The organism is Glacieibacterium arshaanense (genome assembly GCF_004681125.1).
GTDB classification, from domain to species: domain Bacteria; phylum Pseudomonadota; class Alphaproteobacteria; order Sphingomonadales; family Sphingomonadaceae; genus Polymorphobacter_A; species Polymorphobacter_A arshaanense.
On sequence record NZ_SIHO01000003.1, the window covers coordinates 464,205 to 481,110 of the forward strand.

Consider the following 16,906-nt stretch of genomic DNA (forward strand, 5'->3'; position numbering starts at 1 on the left):
AGGGTAGCGTCTGCGCCATGCTGCGCTGCAACCAGGAGGCCACCCTGTCGGTCATTGCCGCACTGCACCATGTGACCCGCTACCGCTACGACCGGCTGGTCGAGCTGGGGCCGCAAGTCGTGCGCCTGCGCCCGGCACAGCATTGCCGGACCCGCATCCCGAGCTATTCGCTCAAGGTCACGCCGAGCAATCACTTCATCAACTGGCAGCAGGACCCGCACGGCAACTGGCTGGCGCGGCTGGTGTTCCCCGAACGCACCCGCGAATTCAGCATCACCGTCGACCTCACCGCCGAGATGGTGGTGGTCAACCCGTTCGATTTCTTCATCGAACCCTATGCCGAAACGCTGCCGTTCGCCTACACGCCCGACCTTGTCGCCGACCTCGCCGCCTATCTTCCCGTCGACGATGACGGCCCGCTATTGCGCGCTGCCGTCGCCGAACTGGCGCCCGACGGCGAGCGCACCGTCGATTTCCTCGTCGGCCTCAACGCCCGGCTGCAGCAGCGGATCCGCTATCTGGTGCGGATGGAATCGGGGGTGCAGACGCCCGATGAAACGCTGTCGCTCGGGTCGGGCTCTTGCCGCGACTCAGCGTGGCTGTTTGTCCAGATGCTGCGTCACCTCGGCTTCGCGGCGCGCTTCGTCTCGGGTTATCTCATCCAGCTCAAGGCCGACATCGACCCCGTCGAGGGCCCGCTCGGCACGCAGACCGACTTCACCGACCTGCACGCCTGGGCCGAAGCCTATATCCCCGGTGCCGGCTGGATCGGCTTCGATGTCACCTCGGGGCTGCTGACCGGCGAGGGCCATCTGCCGCTCGCCGCTTCGCCACACTACCGCTCTTCGGCGCCGATTACCGGTGCCGCGAGCGTTGCCAAGACCGATTTCGAATTCGAAATGGAGGTCGTCCGCGTCGTCGAGCCGATCCGCATCACCCGGCCGTTCGATGATGAACGCTGGGCAGCGCTCGATGCGCTCGGCGAGCAGGTCGAGGCCGATCTGCAAGCCAATGACGTGCGGCTGACGATGGGCGGAGAGCCGACGTTCGTGTCGATCGATGATTTCGAATCGGACGAATGGAACAACGCCGCATCGGGGCCGACCAAGCTGGCGCTGTCGGGTCAACTCATCGGCCGGCTCAAGGACCGCTTCGGCCCGGGCGGCATGCTGCATTACGGCCAGGGCAAATGGTATCCCGGCGAACCGCTACCGCGCTGGGCGCTTGGGCTTTTCTGGCGCCGCGACGGCCAGCCGGTCTGGTTGGGCACTGCGCCGGCCACCAAGCGCAAGGCCACTGCCGCCGATGCCAAGGCGCTGATCGGCCGGCTGGCAACGCAGCTCGGCGTCGATCCGGCGCATGTGCTGCCAGCGCGCGAAGACCCGCTGCACTGGATCCGCACCGAAAGCGACCTGCCGGCCGGCGTGAAGTTCAGCGACGAAGACCTCGACGACGGCAAGACGCGGTCGGGGCTGCACCGCGCGATGACCGGCGGGCTGTCGAAGGCCGTCGGCCATGTGCTGCCGCTGCGCCGTGCGCAGGGCGGTGACGAAGGCGAGGGCTGGCTCAGCGAGCGCTGGAAATTCCGGCGCGGGCAACTTTACCTTGTGCCGGGCGACTCACCGATCGGGCTGCGCATGCCGCTCGGCTCGCTACCGGTGGTCAAGCCCGAGGACTATCCGCAAATCGTGCCCGTAGACCCCTATGTCGATCGCGGCGCACTGCCGACCCATGCCGAACTCAGCGCCGTGCCGCCACCCGCGGTCCCCGACGCCGGCCGCCGCAAGCCGCCGATCGTCCGCACCGCGCTGTCGGTCGAGCCGCGCGACGGTTTCCTCTATGTGTTCATGCCGCCGCTGGCACGCGTTGAGGACTATCTCGAACTCGTGGCGCAGCTCGAAATCGCCGCCGGCGACCTGCCGGTGCGCATCGAAGGCTATACCCCGCCCGATGACGTGCGGATGGGCGTGCTCAAGGTCACCCCCGATCCCGGCGTCATCGAAGTCAATGTCCAGCCGGCACGCAACTGGCGCGAGGCGGTCGAAATCAGCACCGGCGTCTATGAGGACGCGCGCCACTGCCGGCTCGGCGCCGACAAGTTCATGATCGACGGCCGCCACTGCGGCACCGGCGGCGGCGCGCATGTCGTTATCGGCGGTGCCAGCCCTGACGATTCGCCGTTCCTGCGCCGCCCCGACGTGCTCAAGAGCCTGTTGCTCTATTGGCAGCGCCACCCGTCGCTGTCGTACCTGTTCGCCGGGCTGTTCGTCGGCCCGACCAGTCAGGCGCCGCGCGTCGATGAAGCGCGCCATGACACGCTGTATGAACTCGACATCGCGCTCGGCATGATCCCCCCGCCGCCGAAGGGCGGCAAGCCAAAAACACCGGCTGAGGATGGCGAGGCGCCGCCGTCGCCGTGGCTCGTCGACCGTCTGCTGCGCAACCTGCTCACCGATGTCGCGGGCAACACCCACCGCACCGAAATCTGCATCGACAAGCTCTATTCCCCCGACGGTCCGACCGGGCGGCTCGGCTTGCTGGAGTTCCGCAGCTTCGAGATGCCGCCCGACGTGCGCATGAACCTCGCGCAGCAATTGTTGATCCGCGCGCTCGTCGCCTGGTTCTGGAAGGTCCCGCAGACCGGCCGGCTGGTGCGCTGGGGCACGGCGCTGCACGACCGCTTCATGCTGCCGCACTTCGTCTGGCAGGATTTCATGGGCGTGCTCGATGACCTGAACGGCGCCGGCTATGCGTTCGACCCGGCGTGGTACGAGGCGCAACGCGCGTTCCGTTTCCCCGTCCACGGCAGCGTCGAATATGGCGGCGTCAGCCTCGAACTGCGCCACGCGCTTGAGCCTTGGCACGTGATGGGCGAGGAATCGACCGGTGGCGGCACCGTGCGCTTCGTCGATTCGTCGCTCGAACGCATCCAGGTCCGCGCCAACGGCTTCAACCCTGAACGCCACGCCATCACCTGCAACGGCCGCGTACTGCCGATGACCTCGACGGGCACCTCGATGGAGGTCATCGCCGGCGTGCGCTACAAGGCATGGAAGCTGTTCAGCGGCCTCCACCCGACGTTGCCCGTCCACGCGCCGTTGACCTTCGACATCGTCGACCGCTGGAACGGCCGCTCGCTCGGCGGCTGCGTCTATCACGTCACCCACCCCGGCGGCCGCAGCTACGACACCTTCCCGGTCAATTCGTACGAGGCGCAAGCCCGCCGCAAGGCGCGTTTCGAAGAGCATGGCCACAGCCCCGGGGTCATCGTGCTCCAGCCCGAAACGCCGACGGGCGAATTCCCGCTGACGCTCGACCTCAGGACGCCGGTTGGTCGCTGAGCGCGCCTCGACCCGGCGCCGCAACCGCGACGCCGCGACCGCCGAACGGCTGGCAGGCTGGCTGCGCGACTACCGGTCGTTCGAAGGCATTCCCGACGAGCTGTTCGACCGCAGCGGCATCCCACGCGACTATTGGCTCGATTTCCTTGGCGACGTTGCCGAATACAGCGAGGAGGAGTTCCGCGGCCGCTTCAGCCTCGCCACCCGCCACATCCGTGATACCGGCGTATCGTACCGCATATACGGCGAGGAAAACGAACGCAGCTGGCCGCTCAACCCGCTGCCGCTGATCCTGCCCGAAGCCGAATGGGCGCAAATCGCCGAAGGCGTCGAACAGCGCGCCAATCTGATGGAGGCACTGCTCGCCGACATTTACGGCAATGCGGCGCTGGTCCGTGACGGCGTTTTGCCCGCAGCCGCGCTGACCGGCAGCAACGATTTCCTGCGCGCCATGCGCGGCGTCAAACCCGTTGGTGGCCGCTACCTGCAAACCTATGCCGCCGATTTGGGACGCGGCCCCGATGGCCGCTGGTGGGTGCTCGATGACCGTGCGCAGGCGCCGTCGGGCGCCGGCTATGCGCTTGAAAACCGGCTTATTTTGTCGCGCGCCTACCCCAATCTCTACAACCGCATGAACGTCCACCGGCTGGCGCCGTTCTTTGACGATCTGCGCAAGGGCCTCGCCGCCGCCGCCGACCGCGCCGACCCGCGTATCTGCCTGATGACGCCCGGCCCCTACAGCGAAACCTATTTCGAACAGGCGCATCTGGCGCGCTACCTCGGCTTTTTGCTCGTTGAAGGCGGCGACCTCATCGTCCGTGACGGCAAGGTCTATGTCCGCACCATTTCGGGCCTCAAGCGCGCCGATGTCATCCTGCGCCGCGTCGATGCCGACTTCATCGATCCGCTGGAACTCAACGGCGCATCGCAGCTCGGCACGCCGGGGCTGCTGGAGGCCATCCGCGACGGCGGCGTCGCGATGGCGAACATGCCCGGCAGCGGCGTGCTCGAATCAAAATCGCTGCTCGGCTTCCTGCCGGTGCTGTGTCGCCGCCTGCTCGGTGAAGAACTCAAGATGCCCAATGTCGCGACCTGGTGGTGCGGCCAGCCGCGCGAGCGTGCGCATGTCGAAGGCAAGCTCGATACGCTGGCGATTGCCTCGGCGTTCGGTGCGGTCGACCCCGGCGGGCTGTTCCCGCAGCCGCGCTTGCTCAGTGACCTGTCACCGGCAGAGGCCGCCGATTTCCGCCAGCGCTTCATCGACCGGCCGTTCGATTTTGTCGGTCAGGAAGTGGCCCACCTGTCGACAACGCCGGTGCTGCGCGATGGACGTCTGGAGGCCGCGCCCTTTGTCGTCCGCGTCTATGCCACTGCGACGCCCGACGGCATGCGCATCATGCCCGGCGGTTTCGCGCGCATTTCGGACCGCGCCGACGCCCGCGCCATTTCGATGGGGCAGGGCGCCCGCACCGCCGATGTCTGGGTGGTCGGCGATGCGCCGGTGCCGCGCGTTACGCTGCTCGGCACGCAGGAAGATGTGAAGGTCCGCCGCGTCACCGGCATGCTGCCCAGCCGCGCCGCCGAAAACCTGTTCTGGCTCGGCCGCTATCTCGAACGTGCCGAATCGACGCTGCGGCTGATCCGCAGCCTGTGCACCAGCCTGATGGATGCCGAAGCCGGTATCCACACCACCGGCGAGACGCTCGAACGTGTCGAACGCCTGCTCATCGATGGCGGTGCGCTCGACAAGGATGCCGCCGGCGAACGCGCGCTCGATGCCGCCCGCGACGCGCTCCACGATGTCGATGCTAGTGGTTCGGTCATCCGCCTCGTCGGCATGGCGCGCCGTGCCGGCGCCAGCATGCGCGAACGGCTGTCGGCGGATTTCTGGGCGCTGCTGGTGCGTCTCGAAACCCGCCTGGTCGAAGGCCGCACCACCGTCCGCACCGAAGTCGATGCGCTAGAGCAAGTCGAATCGGCGCTGCAGATCATCGCCGCGCTGTCGGGGCTGGCGCAGGAAAACATGAACCGCACCGCCGGCTGGCGCTTCCTCGATACCGGGCGGCGCATCGAACGCGGCATCAATATCTGCCGCTGCACGCATGTGCTGGCGCGCAGCGGTGCCACCATCGATGATCTCGACCTGCTGCTCGACCTCGCCGACAGCCAGATTACCTATCGCGCGCGCTATCTTATCGGGCTGGCGCTGGTGCCGGTGCGCGACATGGTGATGCTCGACCCGTTCAACACCCGCGCGCTGGCGTTCCAGCTCGTCACGCTCAAGCAACACCTCGCGCTGCTGCCCGCGCTCGTTGATGACGGCATGCTCGAACCCCATGCGCGCATCCTGCTGGCGCTTGCCACGCAAATCGAAACCGGGGACGCTGCCTCGCTCGACGCCACCGCCATCCAAGGCTTCGAAACCGAACTCATGCGGCTGTCGGACGCCATCGCCGCGCGCTACTTCCTGCAAGGTGCCAACGCCGTGCCGACGATCAAGCTCGCTGGCCTCGCATGATCTACAGCGTCCGGCACAAAACCACCTACCGCTACGAAGCCAGTGTCGAATATGCCCGCTGCGTGATGCGGCTGACGCCCGCCACGTCGCGCACCCAGACCGTGCTCGAAAGCCGCATCCATGTGTCGCCGGTGCCGGCGCAAAGCGACTGGCGCATCGGCAGCTTCGGCGAACGCATGACCACCGTGCTCATCGACCGACCGCACAAGCTGCTGTCGATCGAAGCGCGCTCGCGCATCGATGTCCACAGCGTCCGCCCGCAACTACCGTTCGACAGCCCGAACTGGGAGGCGATCCGCGCGCTCGCCATGGTCGAAACCGGCCTCGGCCCCGATAGCCCGGCGTCGTACCTTTACCCTATGGCGCGCACCCCCGTGCTGCCGGCTATCACTGATTACGCCCGCACCAGCTTCAGCCCCGGCCGGCCGATCATCGCCGCCGCCGCCGAACTCACCAAGCGCATCCACGCCGATTTCACCTATGACCGCAAAGCCACCGATGTCGCGACGCCCGCCGCCGCGTCATTCGCCGCGCGTCGCGGCGTCTGCCAGGATTTCGCGCACATCATGATCGCCGGCCTGCGCGGACTCGGGCTGCCCGCAGCCTATGTCAGCGGCTACCTGCGCACAGTGCCGCCGCCCGGCCGCCCGCGTCTCGAAGGTGCCGACGCCACCCACGCCTGGGCCTCGGTCTGGTGCGGCAGCGACTATGGCTGGGTCGGCTTCGATCCGACCAACGCCTGCCAGGCGCAGGACGACCACCTCATCCTCGCCACCGGACGCGACTACGGCGACGTCGCCCCAATCGAAGGCATCATCCTCGCCCCTGGCCGACAGCTGCTCAAGGTCGAGGTCGATGTCGTGCCGCAGGACGAGGTTTGACGCGGGGGAAGATTGAAGGGCCTCCGGCGGGCAGGGGTGACCCCTGCACCCGATTGTTTGGCGCCTACGCCGGCACCGACAGGTCAACGTTTTCCACGACATAGCTATGCACTTCGAACCCCGCCAGTATCGCCGGGCCGAAGGTGGTGGTCAGGGCGGCGTCGGTGGCGTCGCGGCCGCGGGCCATCAGGATGCGGCCGATGCGCGGGGTGTTGTTGCGGGCGTCGAAGGTGAACCATTCGCCGCCGAGATAGACATCGAACCACGCCGAAAAATCCATCACGCCGACCACCGGCACGCCGATATCGCCGAGGTAACCGGTGCAATAGCGCGCCGGGATGTTCATGCAGCGGCATAGTGCAATCGCAAGATGCGCATAGTCGCGGCAGACGCCGAAGCGCTCGTTATGGACTTCCCACGCGGTTTTGGTGGCGCGCGCGTGTTCATAGCCGAATGTGATGTGGTTGTGCGTATAGTCGACGATCGCCTGCACCAGCTGCCAGCCGGGCTCGATGCCGCCGAACATCGCCCAGGCCGCCGCCGACAGCCGGTCGGTTTCGCAGTAGCGGCTGCCGAGCAGGTAGACGAGGATGTCGTCGGGCAGTTCCTCGACCGGCACCTGCAGTTGGCCGGTCGCGTCGCGGTCGACTTCGCCCGAGTCCTCGATGATGAAGTCGGTCGACAAGGTCGATGTGCCCGCCGGAATCGTCAGCCGCGTGCAGATGTTGCCGAAGCCATCGACATAGTCATACACCGGCACGCCGGCCGGCGCGGTGATGCGGTGCGGCGTCCGCAAATCCTTGTTGCGCGACGGGTGGACGCTGAGCAGCGCGGTCAGCGGCGTCGGGCGGTCGGTGGTCAGGCTGATGTGGTAACCGGCGCGGATCAGCATATGCATTGAACCTTTCTGTCCAGCGCATGTTACGCTGTGACCGCAAGACGCACGGAACGCGGAACGGTTGCATGCAATGTTGCATCAATCGGCCGCAGCGTCACGGACTAATGCTGCAGCGCACAAAAGGGGTCGAACGGTTGGACAAGCGCACGCCGGACACGCCCGAAGTTGCATCGCCGACACTCGCCGCCGATGAACCGCCGCCGTTTGCGGTGCACAACGCGGGTGCGCGCGCGCCGTGGCTGCTGGTCGGCGACCATGCCGGCAACGCCGTGCCGCGCGGGCTGGACGCACTGGGACTGCCGCCGCGCGAACTGGAGCGCCACATCGGCTGGGATATCGGCGTCGCGGCGCTGGGAGTGAGGCTCTCCGACCGGCTCGGCGCGGTGTTTATTCACCAACGCTATTCGCGGCTGGTCATCGACTGCAACCGCGCCCCCGTCAGTCCCGAAGCCATCCCTGCGACCAGCGACGGCACGCACATTCCCGGCAACGCTGCGCTGTCTGCCGCATCGGCGGCCGCACGCGTCGCCGACATCCATACCCCTTATCACGCCGCCATCACCGCCGAAATCGCCCGCCGCACCGCCGCCGGCGTGCCGACGGTACTGATTGCGTTGCACAGCTTCACCCCGCAGCTGGGGGTGGAAGCGCGGCCGTGGCAGATCGGCGTGCTCCATGGTGGCGGCAATGCGGGGTATGCGCGGGCGCTGCTGGCGACGCTGCGCGCGGCGCTTGGTGAGGCGGTGGGGGATAACCAGCCCTACCAGATGGACGACACCGACTACACCGTGCCGCACCATGCGTTCGCGGCGGGGTTGTCCTATGCCGAGATCGAAATCCGGCAGGATTTGTTGGGTGATGCGGCGGCGATCGAACGCTGGTGTGACGTGCTGGAAGGTGCATTGACCGCAGCCCTGAACGCCAAAACACCCGCCACTTGATCCTCCCCGTCTTCGGGGAGGGGGACCGCCGCTTGGCGGTGGAGGGGTTGTGCCCCGCCCTAATGGTTGCGCCTGTTCTGCCCCTCCACCATGCAAGAGCATGGTCCCCCTCCCCGAAGACGGGGAGGATCAAGAGGGTCAGGCGGCCAACCCGCGCTGGCGCAGCAGCGCATCAAGCTTTGGCGGCCGCCCGGCAAATGCCGCGAAGCTCTCCGCCGCGGGTCGGCTGGCGCCCACCGAAAGGATCTCGCGCCGGAACGCCGAAGCGCCCGCGCCGTCACCGCTGGCAAAATGCTCGAACGCATCGGCGGCAAGCAACTCGGCCCAAAGATAGCTGTAATACCCCGCCGCATAACCACCCGCGAAGATGTGCCCAAAGGCGTGCGGGAAGCGGTTCCACGCCGGTGGCGCCAGCACTGAAACGTCGCGGCGCACCTGCGCCAGCGTTTCGAGCACGCGGGCGCCCTTCGCGGGGTCGAAGTCGCGGTGCAGCAGCAGGTCGAAGCGCGCGAACTCGATCTGGCGCAGCAGCATCAGCCCGGCCTGGAACTGTCGCGCCGCGAGCATCTTGGCGAACAGCGCGGCGGGCAACGGCTCGCCGGTTTCGCAGTGGCTCGACAGCGAGCGCAGCGCGTCGGCATCCCAGGCGAAATTCTCCATGAACTGGCTCGGCAGCTCGACCGCGTCCCATTCGACGCCGGCGATGCCGCCGATCGACGGCAGGTCGACCTCGGTGAACAGGTGGTGGAGGACGTGGCCGAATTCGTGGAGCAGCGTCACCACGTCATCATGCTTGAGCAGCGACGGCTTGCCGCCGGTGGCGGGCGCGAAATTGGTGGTGAGATAGGCGATCGGCCGGTGCAGCCGGTCGGCGGCACGGAAGCGCGGCCGGCACACGTCCATCCAGGCGCCGCCGCGTTTGCCGGCGCGCGCGCACAGGTCGAGGTAGACGCCGGCGATGACCGCGCCGTCATGGTCGGTCACATCATAGAACACCACATCGGGGTGCCAGACCGGCACATCGGTGCGCGCCACCAGCCGGACGTTGTACAGCCGCTCGATCAGCGCGCAGGTGCCCGCCAGCACGTTTGGTAGCGGCAGATAGGCCTTGATTTCGTCCTGATCGACGCCGTGCAGCGTGCGCCGCATCGCCTCCGCGACAAAGCCGGTGTCCCAGGGCTCGAGGTTCTCTATTCCGAAGTTCGCACGCGCAAAGTCGCGTGCCGCCGCCAGTTCGGCCTCCGCCACCGGCCGCGCGCGTGCGGCGAGGTCGGCGAGGAAGCCGAGCGCTTCGGCGCCGTCGGCCGCCATCTTGGTTTCGAGCGACAGCGCGACCGAGTCGCCAAAGCCGAGCAGCTGCGCCGATTCGTGGCGCAGCGCCATGATGGCTTCGATGCGCGCGCTGTTGTCTAGGTCGGGGTTGTCCGACTGGTCGGAGGCGCGCGTGCTGTTGGCGCGGTAGACGCGGTAGCGCAGGTCGCGGTCGTGCGCATGGCCGAGCACGGCGCTTATGCTGGGCTGGCGCAACGTCACCAGCCAGCCGGTCAGGCCCTTTTCGGCCGCATAGCCCGCGAGCATCGCCTTGTCATTGTCCGACAGGCCGGCGAGCGCGGCTTCATCGGTAATGTGCTCGTTCCACGCTTCAGTGGCATCGAGCACCGCGTTGCCGAACTGTGTGCCGAGCTTGCTGAGCTCGACACCGATGTCGAGGAAGCGCGCCCGCGCCGGGCCTTCGAGCGCGACGCCCGACAGCCGGAAACCGCGCAACGCCAGCTCGACCGCGCGGCGCTGCGCCGGGCTGAGCGTGGCGAAATCGGTACGATCGGCGACGCGCTTGATGGCTTCGTGCTGCGCGCGGTTCTGCCCGGCCTCCATCAGATAGGCGATCAGCGCCGCCTCGGCCTCGGCATGCGCGGCGCGCAGTTCGGGGGTGTCGGCAACGCCGGTCAGATGCGTCACCGGCGACCAGCCACGCGTCAGCGCGAAATCGGCGGCTTCGGCGGGCAGGATGACCGAACCGAAATCATCCGCATCGGCAATCGCCGCAATCGCCGCTCGATGATCGGCAATCAGCTGCAACGTCGCCGGCAGCACATGCTCGGGACGGATCGCGGCGAAATCGGGCAGGTCGGTGTCAGCCAGCAGCGGATTGGTGTCGGTCATTGTTACTCTCGCAAATGGTACACGTGACAAGTCGGACGCCGGAGGGTGGGTTGCAAGTCCAATCCGAAATAAGAGCCTCCGGCGGGCAGGCCTGAGGCCTGCACCCATTTGAAGAACGCCAAATTAGTGGGTGCAGGGCCCAAGGCCCTGCCCGCCGGAGGCTCTTCAACTACCCCGCCGCGACCTTCGCCGCGACGCGTTTGGCGTCGATCAGCCGGATCGTCGAGCTGGCCTTGGCGAGCACCTTGTCGGCGGCGTCGATGAGCCGGCCTTCCATGAACCAGGTCGAGCCGCCGCGCTGTTCGGCCCAGCCTTCGGCGCGGACCTTTCCCGGCATCGCGGGGGCGAAATAGCTGACTTTGAGTTCGAGCGTCATCGGCACGCGGTCGAAGCCGACTTCGGCGATGATGGCGTGCGCCATCGCTGCATCGATCCAGCCCGCGACGAAGCCGCCTTGCGCGACACCGCCCGAATGGCACATGTGCTGGCCGACTTCATATTCGATGACGGCGTGCCCCGGCTCCATCGTGATGACGCGTTGCTGGCCGAGCGTGCCGCCTAGGGTGCCGGGTTCGGAGGGCGTGTCGCGTTTCATGGGGCAAGCGTTCCTTATGATGGTTGCGCGGCGTTCCTAGCCGTGCGCGACGCAGGCGCGCAAGCTGTTCACATCGCAGCGACGCGCCCGCCGGCATGGCGCACCAGTTGCCCGCCCAGTTCGAGGTCGAGCAAAACCGTCGCGACGATCGCGCTCGGCAGCCCCGACAGCCGCACCAGTTCGTCGACCGGGCAGGGGGTGGGCGACAGCAGCGCGCTGACTGTCGTGTGCGCGCTTTCATCGGCTTCGAGCGCCAGCGGGGCGGCGTCATAATGCGCAGCGGGTGCGGCAAAGCGGCCGCCGATGCCGGCGGTGAAGCTGTTCAGCGCCTCCAACACATCGGCGGCGTTCTGGATCAGCGTCGCGCCTTCGCGGATGAGCTGGTTGCAGCCCTGTGCGCGCGGATCGAGTGGCGAGCCGGGGACTGCCATAACCTCGCGCCCGGCCTCGGCGGCGATGCGTGCAGTGATCAGCGAGCCCGATTTGAGCGCGCCTTCGACGACCACCGTGCCTGCCGCGAGCGCGGCGATGATGCGGTTGCGGCGCGGGAAGTGGCGCGCCTGCGGCTGCGTGCCGAACGGCTGCTCCGCGACAATCAGCCCGCGTTCGCCGATCTGCGCCTGCAAGTCGGCGGCTTCGGGCGGGTAGGCGACATCGAGCCCGCCGGCGATGACGCCGATGGTGCCGCCCTCCAGCGCCCCCCAGTGCGCCGCGGTGTCGATGCCGCGCGCCAGCCCCGACACCACCACCAGTTCCGCCGCCGCCAGCCCCGCCGCGAGCTCGCGGGCAAAGCGCGTGCCGGCGCCGCTGGCGTTGCGCGCACCGACGATGGCAACCGCCGGCCGTTCGAGCAGCGCAAGGTCGCCCTTGACCGCGAGCACCGGTGGTGCGGCCTCGCTGTGCGCCAGTAGGTGCGGGTAGAAGTCGCCGCCGATGAAGAGCAACTGCCCGCCGAAGCCACTTACCGCGTCGATTTCGGCTTCCGCCTCGGCGCTTGTCGCGATGCGCAGGTTGCGCCCGCCGCGCCGCGCCAGATCGGGCAGTGCATCGACCGCGGCAACGGCCGTGCCGAAGCGCATCAGCAATTGCCGGTAGGTGACGGGGCCGATGTTTTCGCTGCGGATGAGCCGGAGTTTCGCGACCGTTTCGGCCGCGCTCACTTGGCGCCGATCTTCGATTCGGTGCCGTTGGCCAGCCGCTTGATGTTATCGGCATGGCGCCACCACAGCAGCACCGCCATCACCGCGAACGCGATGGTCCATCCCGGCGCGCCGAGGAAATAGCCCGCGACCGGTGCCGCGACCGCCGCCGCCAGCCCGCCCGCCGACGAATAACGCGTGATCGCTGCCGCACCCAGCCACACCAGCGCGACGCACACGCCGATCAGCGGCGCGGCCGCAAACGCCACGCCGAGCAGCGTCGACACGCCCTTACCGCCATTGAACTTCAGCCAGACCGGGAAGCAATGCCCGGTAAATGCCGCGACGCCGGCAATCTGGGCTGCCTCGTATCCGGCGAAATGTTGCGCCAGCAGCACCGCCGCCGCACCCTTGCCGGCATCGAGCAGCAAGGTCGCCAGCGCGATGCCCTTGCGCCCCGTCCGCAGCACGTTGGTCGCGCCGATATTGCCCGAACCGACGCCGCGCAGGTCGATGCCCTGGCCGCGCGCCAGCAGCAGCCCGAACGGAATCGACCCCAGAAGATAGCCGATGACGGCCCAGATGAGCGGATTGGTCAGCATCATGGGCGCGATGCTAGCCGCGCGCCGCAAGCTTGGGTAGCGCGATTTGCACCGAATTGGCCGCGGCCCCACCGAAGCCCGGATGTGATGTCATCGCCAATGCCCCGCGACTATTCAGGCCACGAAGCCGGTGGCGGGCTTGAATCGCTTCCACACCAGCCAACCAATCCCGATGAACAGGAATTGCACAACGACGCGGATGATCGCCGCCGAATGCGGCGTGATGACCGGATCGTCGCGAAACAGGTCCCAGATATGCAGCGGCAAATAGGCCGTGCACAGCGCGGCAAACGCCAGCCCGGCCACACCGCGAGTGCGCGGCACGACCGCCGCAATAGCGATCACCAGCTCGAAGACGCCCGACGCATAGATGATCGGCAGCGCCGGCAACGACCAGGGAATGAACCCGAGCAGATACGTCGGATTCCTGAAATGCAGCAGCGTGCCGCTGCCCATCACAAAGGCAATCAGCGCGCTCATCAACCAATACAGGATCTTCATGCTTGCCCCCCAGAGCGCATCGCGGTGTTCGGCCAATCGCTGCGTGGTCGCCCGTCGGCAGCAATCGGCATCAAACCGAGTGGATGTTAGAGGCGCGCCGCGTCATTGGGTAGCAGCTTTGCGCCCGCATTGCCGGTCACAGTTGCCCGCCGCGCGCCACGCTCCTAAGACGGTGCCATGACCGACCGCCTCTCGATCGCCCTTGCCCAGTCGAACGCCAGCGTTGGCAATTTGCGCGCCAATGCCGATGCGATGCTGGCGCAGCGCGCCGCGGCCGGCGATGCAGATTTGCTGGTCACCCCCGAACTGTCGCTGATCGGCTATCCGCCCGAAGATCTGGTGCTGAAGCCGGCGGCCGTGACGGCGTGTGCCGAAGAGCTCGACCGGCTGGCGCAGGCGACCGCGACCTCCGGCCCGGCGATGCTCGTCGGACTGCCGTGGCGCGAGGACGGCAAGCTGTACAACGCCATGGCGCTGCTCGACGGCGGGCGCATCGCGGCGATCACCAAAAAGCACGATCTGCCCAACTACGGCACCTTCGACGAAAAGCGCGTGTTCTCCGCTGGCCCGCTACCCGGACCGCTGGCGTTCCGCGGCGTCCGGCTCGGCGTACCGATCTGCGAGGATATCTGGACGCCCGACGTCACCGAATGCCTGACCGAAACCGGCGCCGAAATCCTGGTGGTGCCCAACGGCTCGCCGTTCGAAGTCGGCAAGGATGACCGCCGCCTCAGCCTCGCGGTCAGCCGCGTCACCGAGACCGGGCTGCCGCTGATCTACCTCAACCGCGTCGGCGGGCAGGACGAACTGGCGTTCGACGGCGCGAGCTTTGTCTTGAACGCCGACCGCAAGCTGGCGTGGCAATTGCCTGATTGGGACGAGGCGCTGGTGCGGACCGACTGGACGCGCGGCGCAAATGGTTGGAGCTGCGCGCCCGGAAGCATCGCCAAACTCGATGACGACCCCGCCGATATCTATCACGCGATGCTTGTCGGCCTGCGCGACTACGTCAACCGCAACCGCTTCCCCGGCGTCGTGCTCGGGCTGTCGGGCGGCATCGATTCGGCGCTGTCGGCGGCGGTGGCGGTCGATGCGTTGGGCGCCGACCGCGTCTGGTGCGTGATGTTGCCGTCGCGCTTCACTGCCGATGATTCGCTCGAGGACGCCGCCGAATGCGCGCGCATGCTCGGCTGCCGGCTCGATACCGTGCCGATCCGCCCGGCGATGAATGCGTTCGACGATATGCTGGCGCCGCTATTCGAAGGCCGCGACCGCGACATCACCGAAGAAAACATCCAGTCGCGCATCCGCGGCCTCGCGCTGATGGGCATTTCGAACAAGTTCGGCCCGATGCTGCTGACCACCGGCAACAAGAGCGAGATGTCGGTCGGCTACGCCACCATCTACGGCGACATGGCCGGCGGTTATTCGGTGCTCAAGGACGTCTATAAAATGACGGTCTTCAAGCTCAGCGACTGGCGCAACCACAATTTCCCGCGCCTCGGGCTCGGCCCGCGCGGCCCCGTCATGCCGCAACGCGTCATCGACAAGCCGCCGACCGCCGAACTGCGCGAAAACCAGAAAGACCAGGACAGCCTGCCGCCCTACGAAGTCCTCGATGCCATCCTGCTCGGCCTGGTCGAGGATGAATTGTCGGTCGATGACCTCGTCGCCCGCGGCCTCGACGGCGATACAGTGCGCCGCATTGAACGCCTGCTCTACAACGCTGAATTCAAGCGCCGCCAGGCGCCCCCCGGCGTCAAGATCGGCCACCGCAACTTCGGTCGCGACCGGCGGTATCCGATCAGCAACGCGTTCCGCACGAGTTAAGGGCCTCCGGCGGGCAGGCTGAGGCCTGCACCCAATTATTGTGCGCTCTTCAAATGGGTGCAGGCCTCAGGCCTGCCCGCCGGAGGCCCTTCCGCATTACCTTTCTGGCTTGTATGAGCGCGGCGATGACCACAACCCGTTTCGCCCCCAGCCCGACCGGCAGCCTGCACGCCGGCAACATCCGCACCGCGCTGATCAACTTCCTGTACGCGCGTTCGCAAGGCGGGCGGTTCCTGCTGCGCATGGACGACACCGACCTTGCGCGTTCGACCGCGGCGTCGGCACAGGGCATTCGCGATGATCTCGCGTGGCTCGGGCTGATTCCCGACGCCGAGGTGAGGCAGTCGGAGCGGTTTGCGCTTTACGAAGCGGCGCTGGCAAAGCTGGCTGAAACCGGACGCGTTTACCGCGCTTACGAAACCCCGCTCGAACTCGACGTCAAGCGCAAGATCCAGCTGTCGCGCGGGCTGCCGCCGGTTTACGACCGCGCCGCACTGGCGCTGACCGACGCCGACCACGCGCGTTTTGCCGCCGAGGGCGTCGCGCCGCACTGGCGCTTCAAGCTCGATACCTCGGTGCCGATTTTCTGGCACGACCGCGTCCGCGGCGAATGCCATATCGATCCGGCGTCGCTGTCGGATCCGGTGGTCAAGCGCGCCGATGGCAGCTGGTTGTATATGCTGCCGTCAGTAGTCGATGACATCGACATGGGCGTCACCACCATCGTGCGCGGCGAGGATCATGTCACCAATTCGGGCGTGCAGATCCAGATGTTTGCGGCGCTGGGTGCCAGCTTGCCGGAATTCGCGCACCTGGCGCTGCTGACGGGTGCCGATGCGGCGCTGTCGAAGCGCATCGGTTCCGAAGGCACTGCCGTCTGGCGTCAAAGCGGCATCGAGCCGGTCACCGTGCTGGCGCTGCTCGCGCACATCGGCACCAGCCATGCCGTCGAGCCGGTCACCAGCCTGGCGCCGCTGATCGCCGGCTTCGATTTCGGCGCGTTCAGCCGCAACGCCGCGCGCTTTGACCCGGCCGATCTGCTTCACCTCAACGCCCGCGTTCTGCACCTAACCGACTATGACGCGGTCGCGCCGCGGTTGCCGGCGCGGGTCACGCCGGCGGTCTGGGCGGCCATCCGCCCCAATCTGACGACGCTCGCCGATGTGGCCGACTGGCTGGCAGTGATCGATGGCCCGGTGGCAGCACAGGCCGACGCGGGCGACGCCGAATACCTGCATGCCGCGCACGCCATTGCCGCCGATCTGACTTGGGACGATGCCGTCTGGCCGGCGCTGATCGCGGCGCTGAAAGACGCGACGGGTCGCAAGGGCAAGCCGCTGTTCATGCCGCTGCGCCGGGCGCTGACCGGGCTCGACCACGGTCCCGAAATGGCGGCGCTGCTGCCGCTGATCGGGCGTGACGCGGCACTTGAGCGGCTGGGTGCAGCCGCATCGCTGGCAAATGTCGCGCCGGCGTCCTAAATAGCCGCTACCTTCA

12 protein-coding genes are annotated in these 16,906 nt (G+C 67.4%); 6 read left to right on the forward strand and 6 right to left on the reverse strand.

Translation table 11 applies throughout. The features are described 5' to 3' along the window. Positions 1-17 precede the first annotated feature (17 nt). Genes EUV02_RS14180 through EUV02_RS14190 form a run of 3 tightly spaced genes read left to right on the forward strand, consistent with a single transcriptional unit; the run spans position 18 to position 6,740 of the window. A complete protein-coding gene (locus EUV02_RS14180; RefSeq protein WP_207790198.1) occupies positions 18-3,341 on the forward strand; it encodes a transglutaminase family protein in 3,324 nt (1,107 codons plus the stop codon). Then, a complete protein-coding gene (locus EUV02_RS14185) occupies positions 3,331-5,859 on the forward strand; it encodes a circularly permuted type 2 ATP-grasp protein (protein ID WP_135246929.1) in 2,529 nt (842 codons plus the stop codon). The genes EUV02_RS14180 and EUV02_RS14185 overlap by 11 nt, the downstream gene beginning before the upstream one ends. After that, positions 5,856-6,740 carry a transglutaminase family protein gene (locus EUV02_RS14190; RefSeq protein WP_135246930.1) on the forward strand — a complete coding sequence of 295 codons (885 nt, stop codon included), beginning with the start codon at positions 5,856-5,858 and terminating at the stop codon, positions 6,738-6,740. The genes EUV02_RS14185 and EUV02_RS14190 overlap by 4 nt, the downstream gene beginning before the upstream one ends. Before the next feature lie 64 nt (positions 6,741-6,804). Here the strand turns inward: EUV02_RS14190 and EUV02_RS14195 are convergent, their stop codons facing one another. After that, positions 6,805-7,632 (reverse strand): transglutaminase-like domain-containing protein, encoded by an 828-nt coding sequence (locus EUV02_RS14195; protein ID WP_135247035.1) that lies wholly within the window; start codon positions 7,630-7,632, stop codon positions 6,805-6,807. A 140-nt stretch (positions 7,633-7,772) separates the two neighbouring features. Between EUV02_RS14195 and EUV02_RS14200 the strand changes: the two genes are divergently transcribed. Beyond that, the gene (locus EUV02_RS14200; RefSeq protein ID WP_166430638.1) at positions 7,773-8,579 is read left to right on the forward strand and encodes an N-formylglutamate amidohydrolase; all 807 of its coding nucleotides are present in this window, start codon (positions 7,773-7,775) and stop codon (positions 8,577-8,579) included. A gap of 138 nt (positions 8,580-8,717) precedes the next feature. Here EUV02_RS14200 and EUV02_RS14205 read toward each other — a convergent pair whose 3' ends face one another. The 5 genes from EUV02_RS14205 to EUV02_RS14225 form a co-directional block, all read right to left on the reverse strand. Beyond that, positions 8,718-10,742 (reverse strand): M3 family metallopeptidase, encoded by a 2,025-nt coding sequence (locus EUV02_RS14205; protein ID WP_135246932.1) that lies wholly within the window; start codon positions 10,740-10,742, stop codon positions 8,718-8,720. Between the two features lie 169 nt (positions 10,743-10,911). Continuing rightward, positions 10,912-11,337: a PaaI family thioesterase gene (locus EUV02_RS14210; protein WP_135246933.1), complete on the reverse strand. Its 426-nt coding sequence runs from the start codon at positions 11,335-11,337 to the stop codon at positions 10,912-10,914. 68 nt (positions 11,338-11,405) lie between these two features. Then, positions 11,406-12,497 carry a DNA-processing protein DprA gene (dprA, locus tag EUV02_RS14215; protein WP_243445919.1) on the reverse strand — a complete coding sequence of 364 codons (1,092 nt, stop codon included), beginning with the start codon at positions 12,495-12,497 and terminating at the stop codon, positions 11,406-11,408. After that, positions 12,494-13,081, reverse strand: a complete 588-nt coding sequence (gene plsY / locus EUV02_RS14220; RefSeq protein ID WP_135246934.1) for a glycerol-3-phosphate 1-O-acyltransferase PlsY — start codon at positions 13,079-13,081, stop codon at positions 12,494-12,496. Before plsY ends, dprA begins: the two co-directional genes overlap by 4 nt. A 111-nt stretch (positions 13,082-13,192) precedes the next feature. Next, positions 13,193-13,579 (reverse strand): DoxX family protein, encoded by a 387-nt coding sequence (locus tag EUV02_RS14225; protein ID WP_135246935.1) that lies wholly within the window; start codon positions 13,577-13,579, stop codon positions 13,193-13,195. A 177-nt stretch (positions 13,580-13,756) separates the two neighbouring features. On the opposite strand from EUV02_RS14225, the gene EUV02_RS14230 reads away from it, so the two are divergent. Continuing rightward, a complete protein-coding gene (locus EUV02_RS14230) occupies positions 13,757-15,409 on the forward strand; it encodes an NAD+ synthase (protein ID WP_135246936.1) in 1,653 nt (550 codons plus the stop codon). A 125-nt stretch (positions 15,410-15,534) separates the two neighbouring features. Beyond that, the gene (locus tag EUV02_RS14235; RefSeq protein ID WP_135246937.1) at positions 15,535-16,890 is read left to right on the forward strand and encodes a glutamate--tRNA ligase; all 1,356 of its coding nucleotides are present in this window, start codon (positions 15,535-15,537) and stop codon (positions 16,888-16,890) included. The last annotated feature ends 16 nt before the right edge of the window (positions 16,891-16,906 follow it).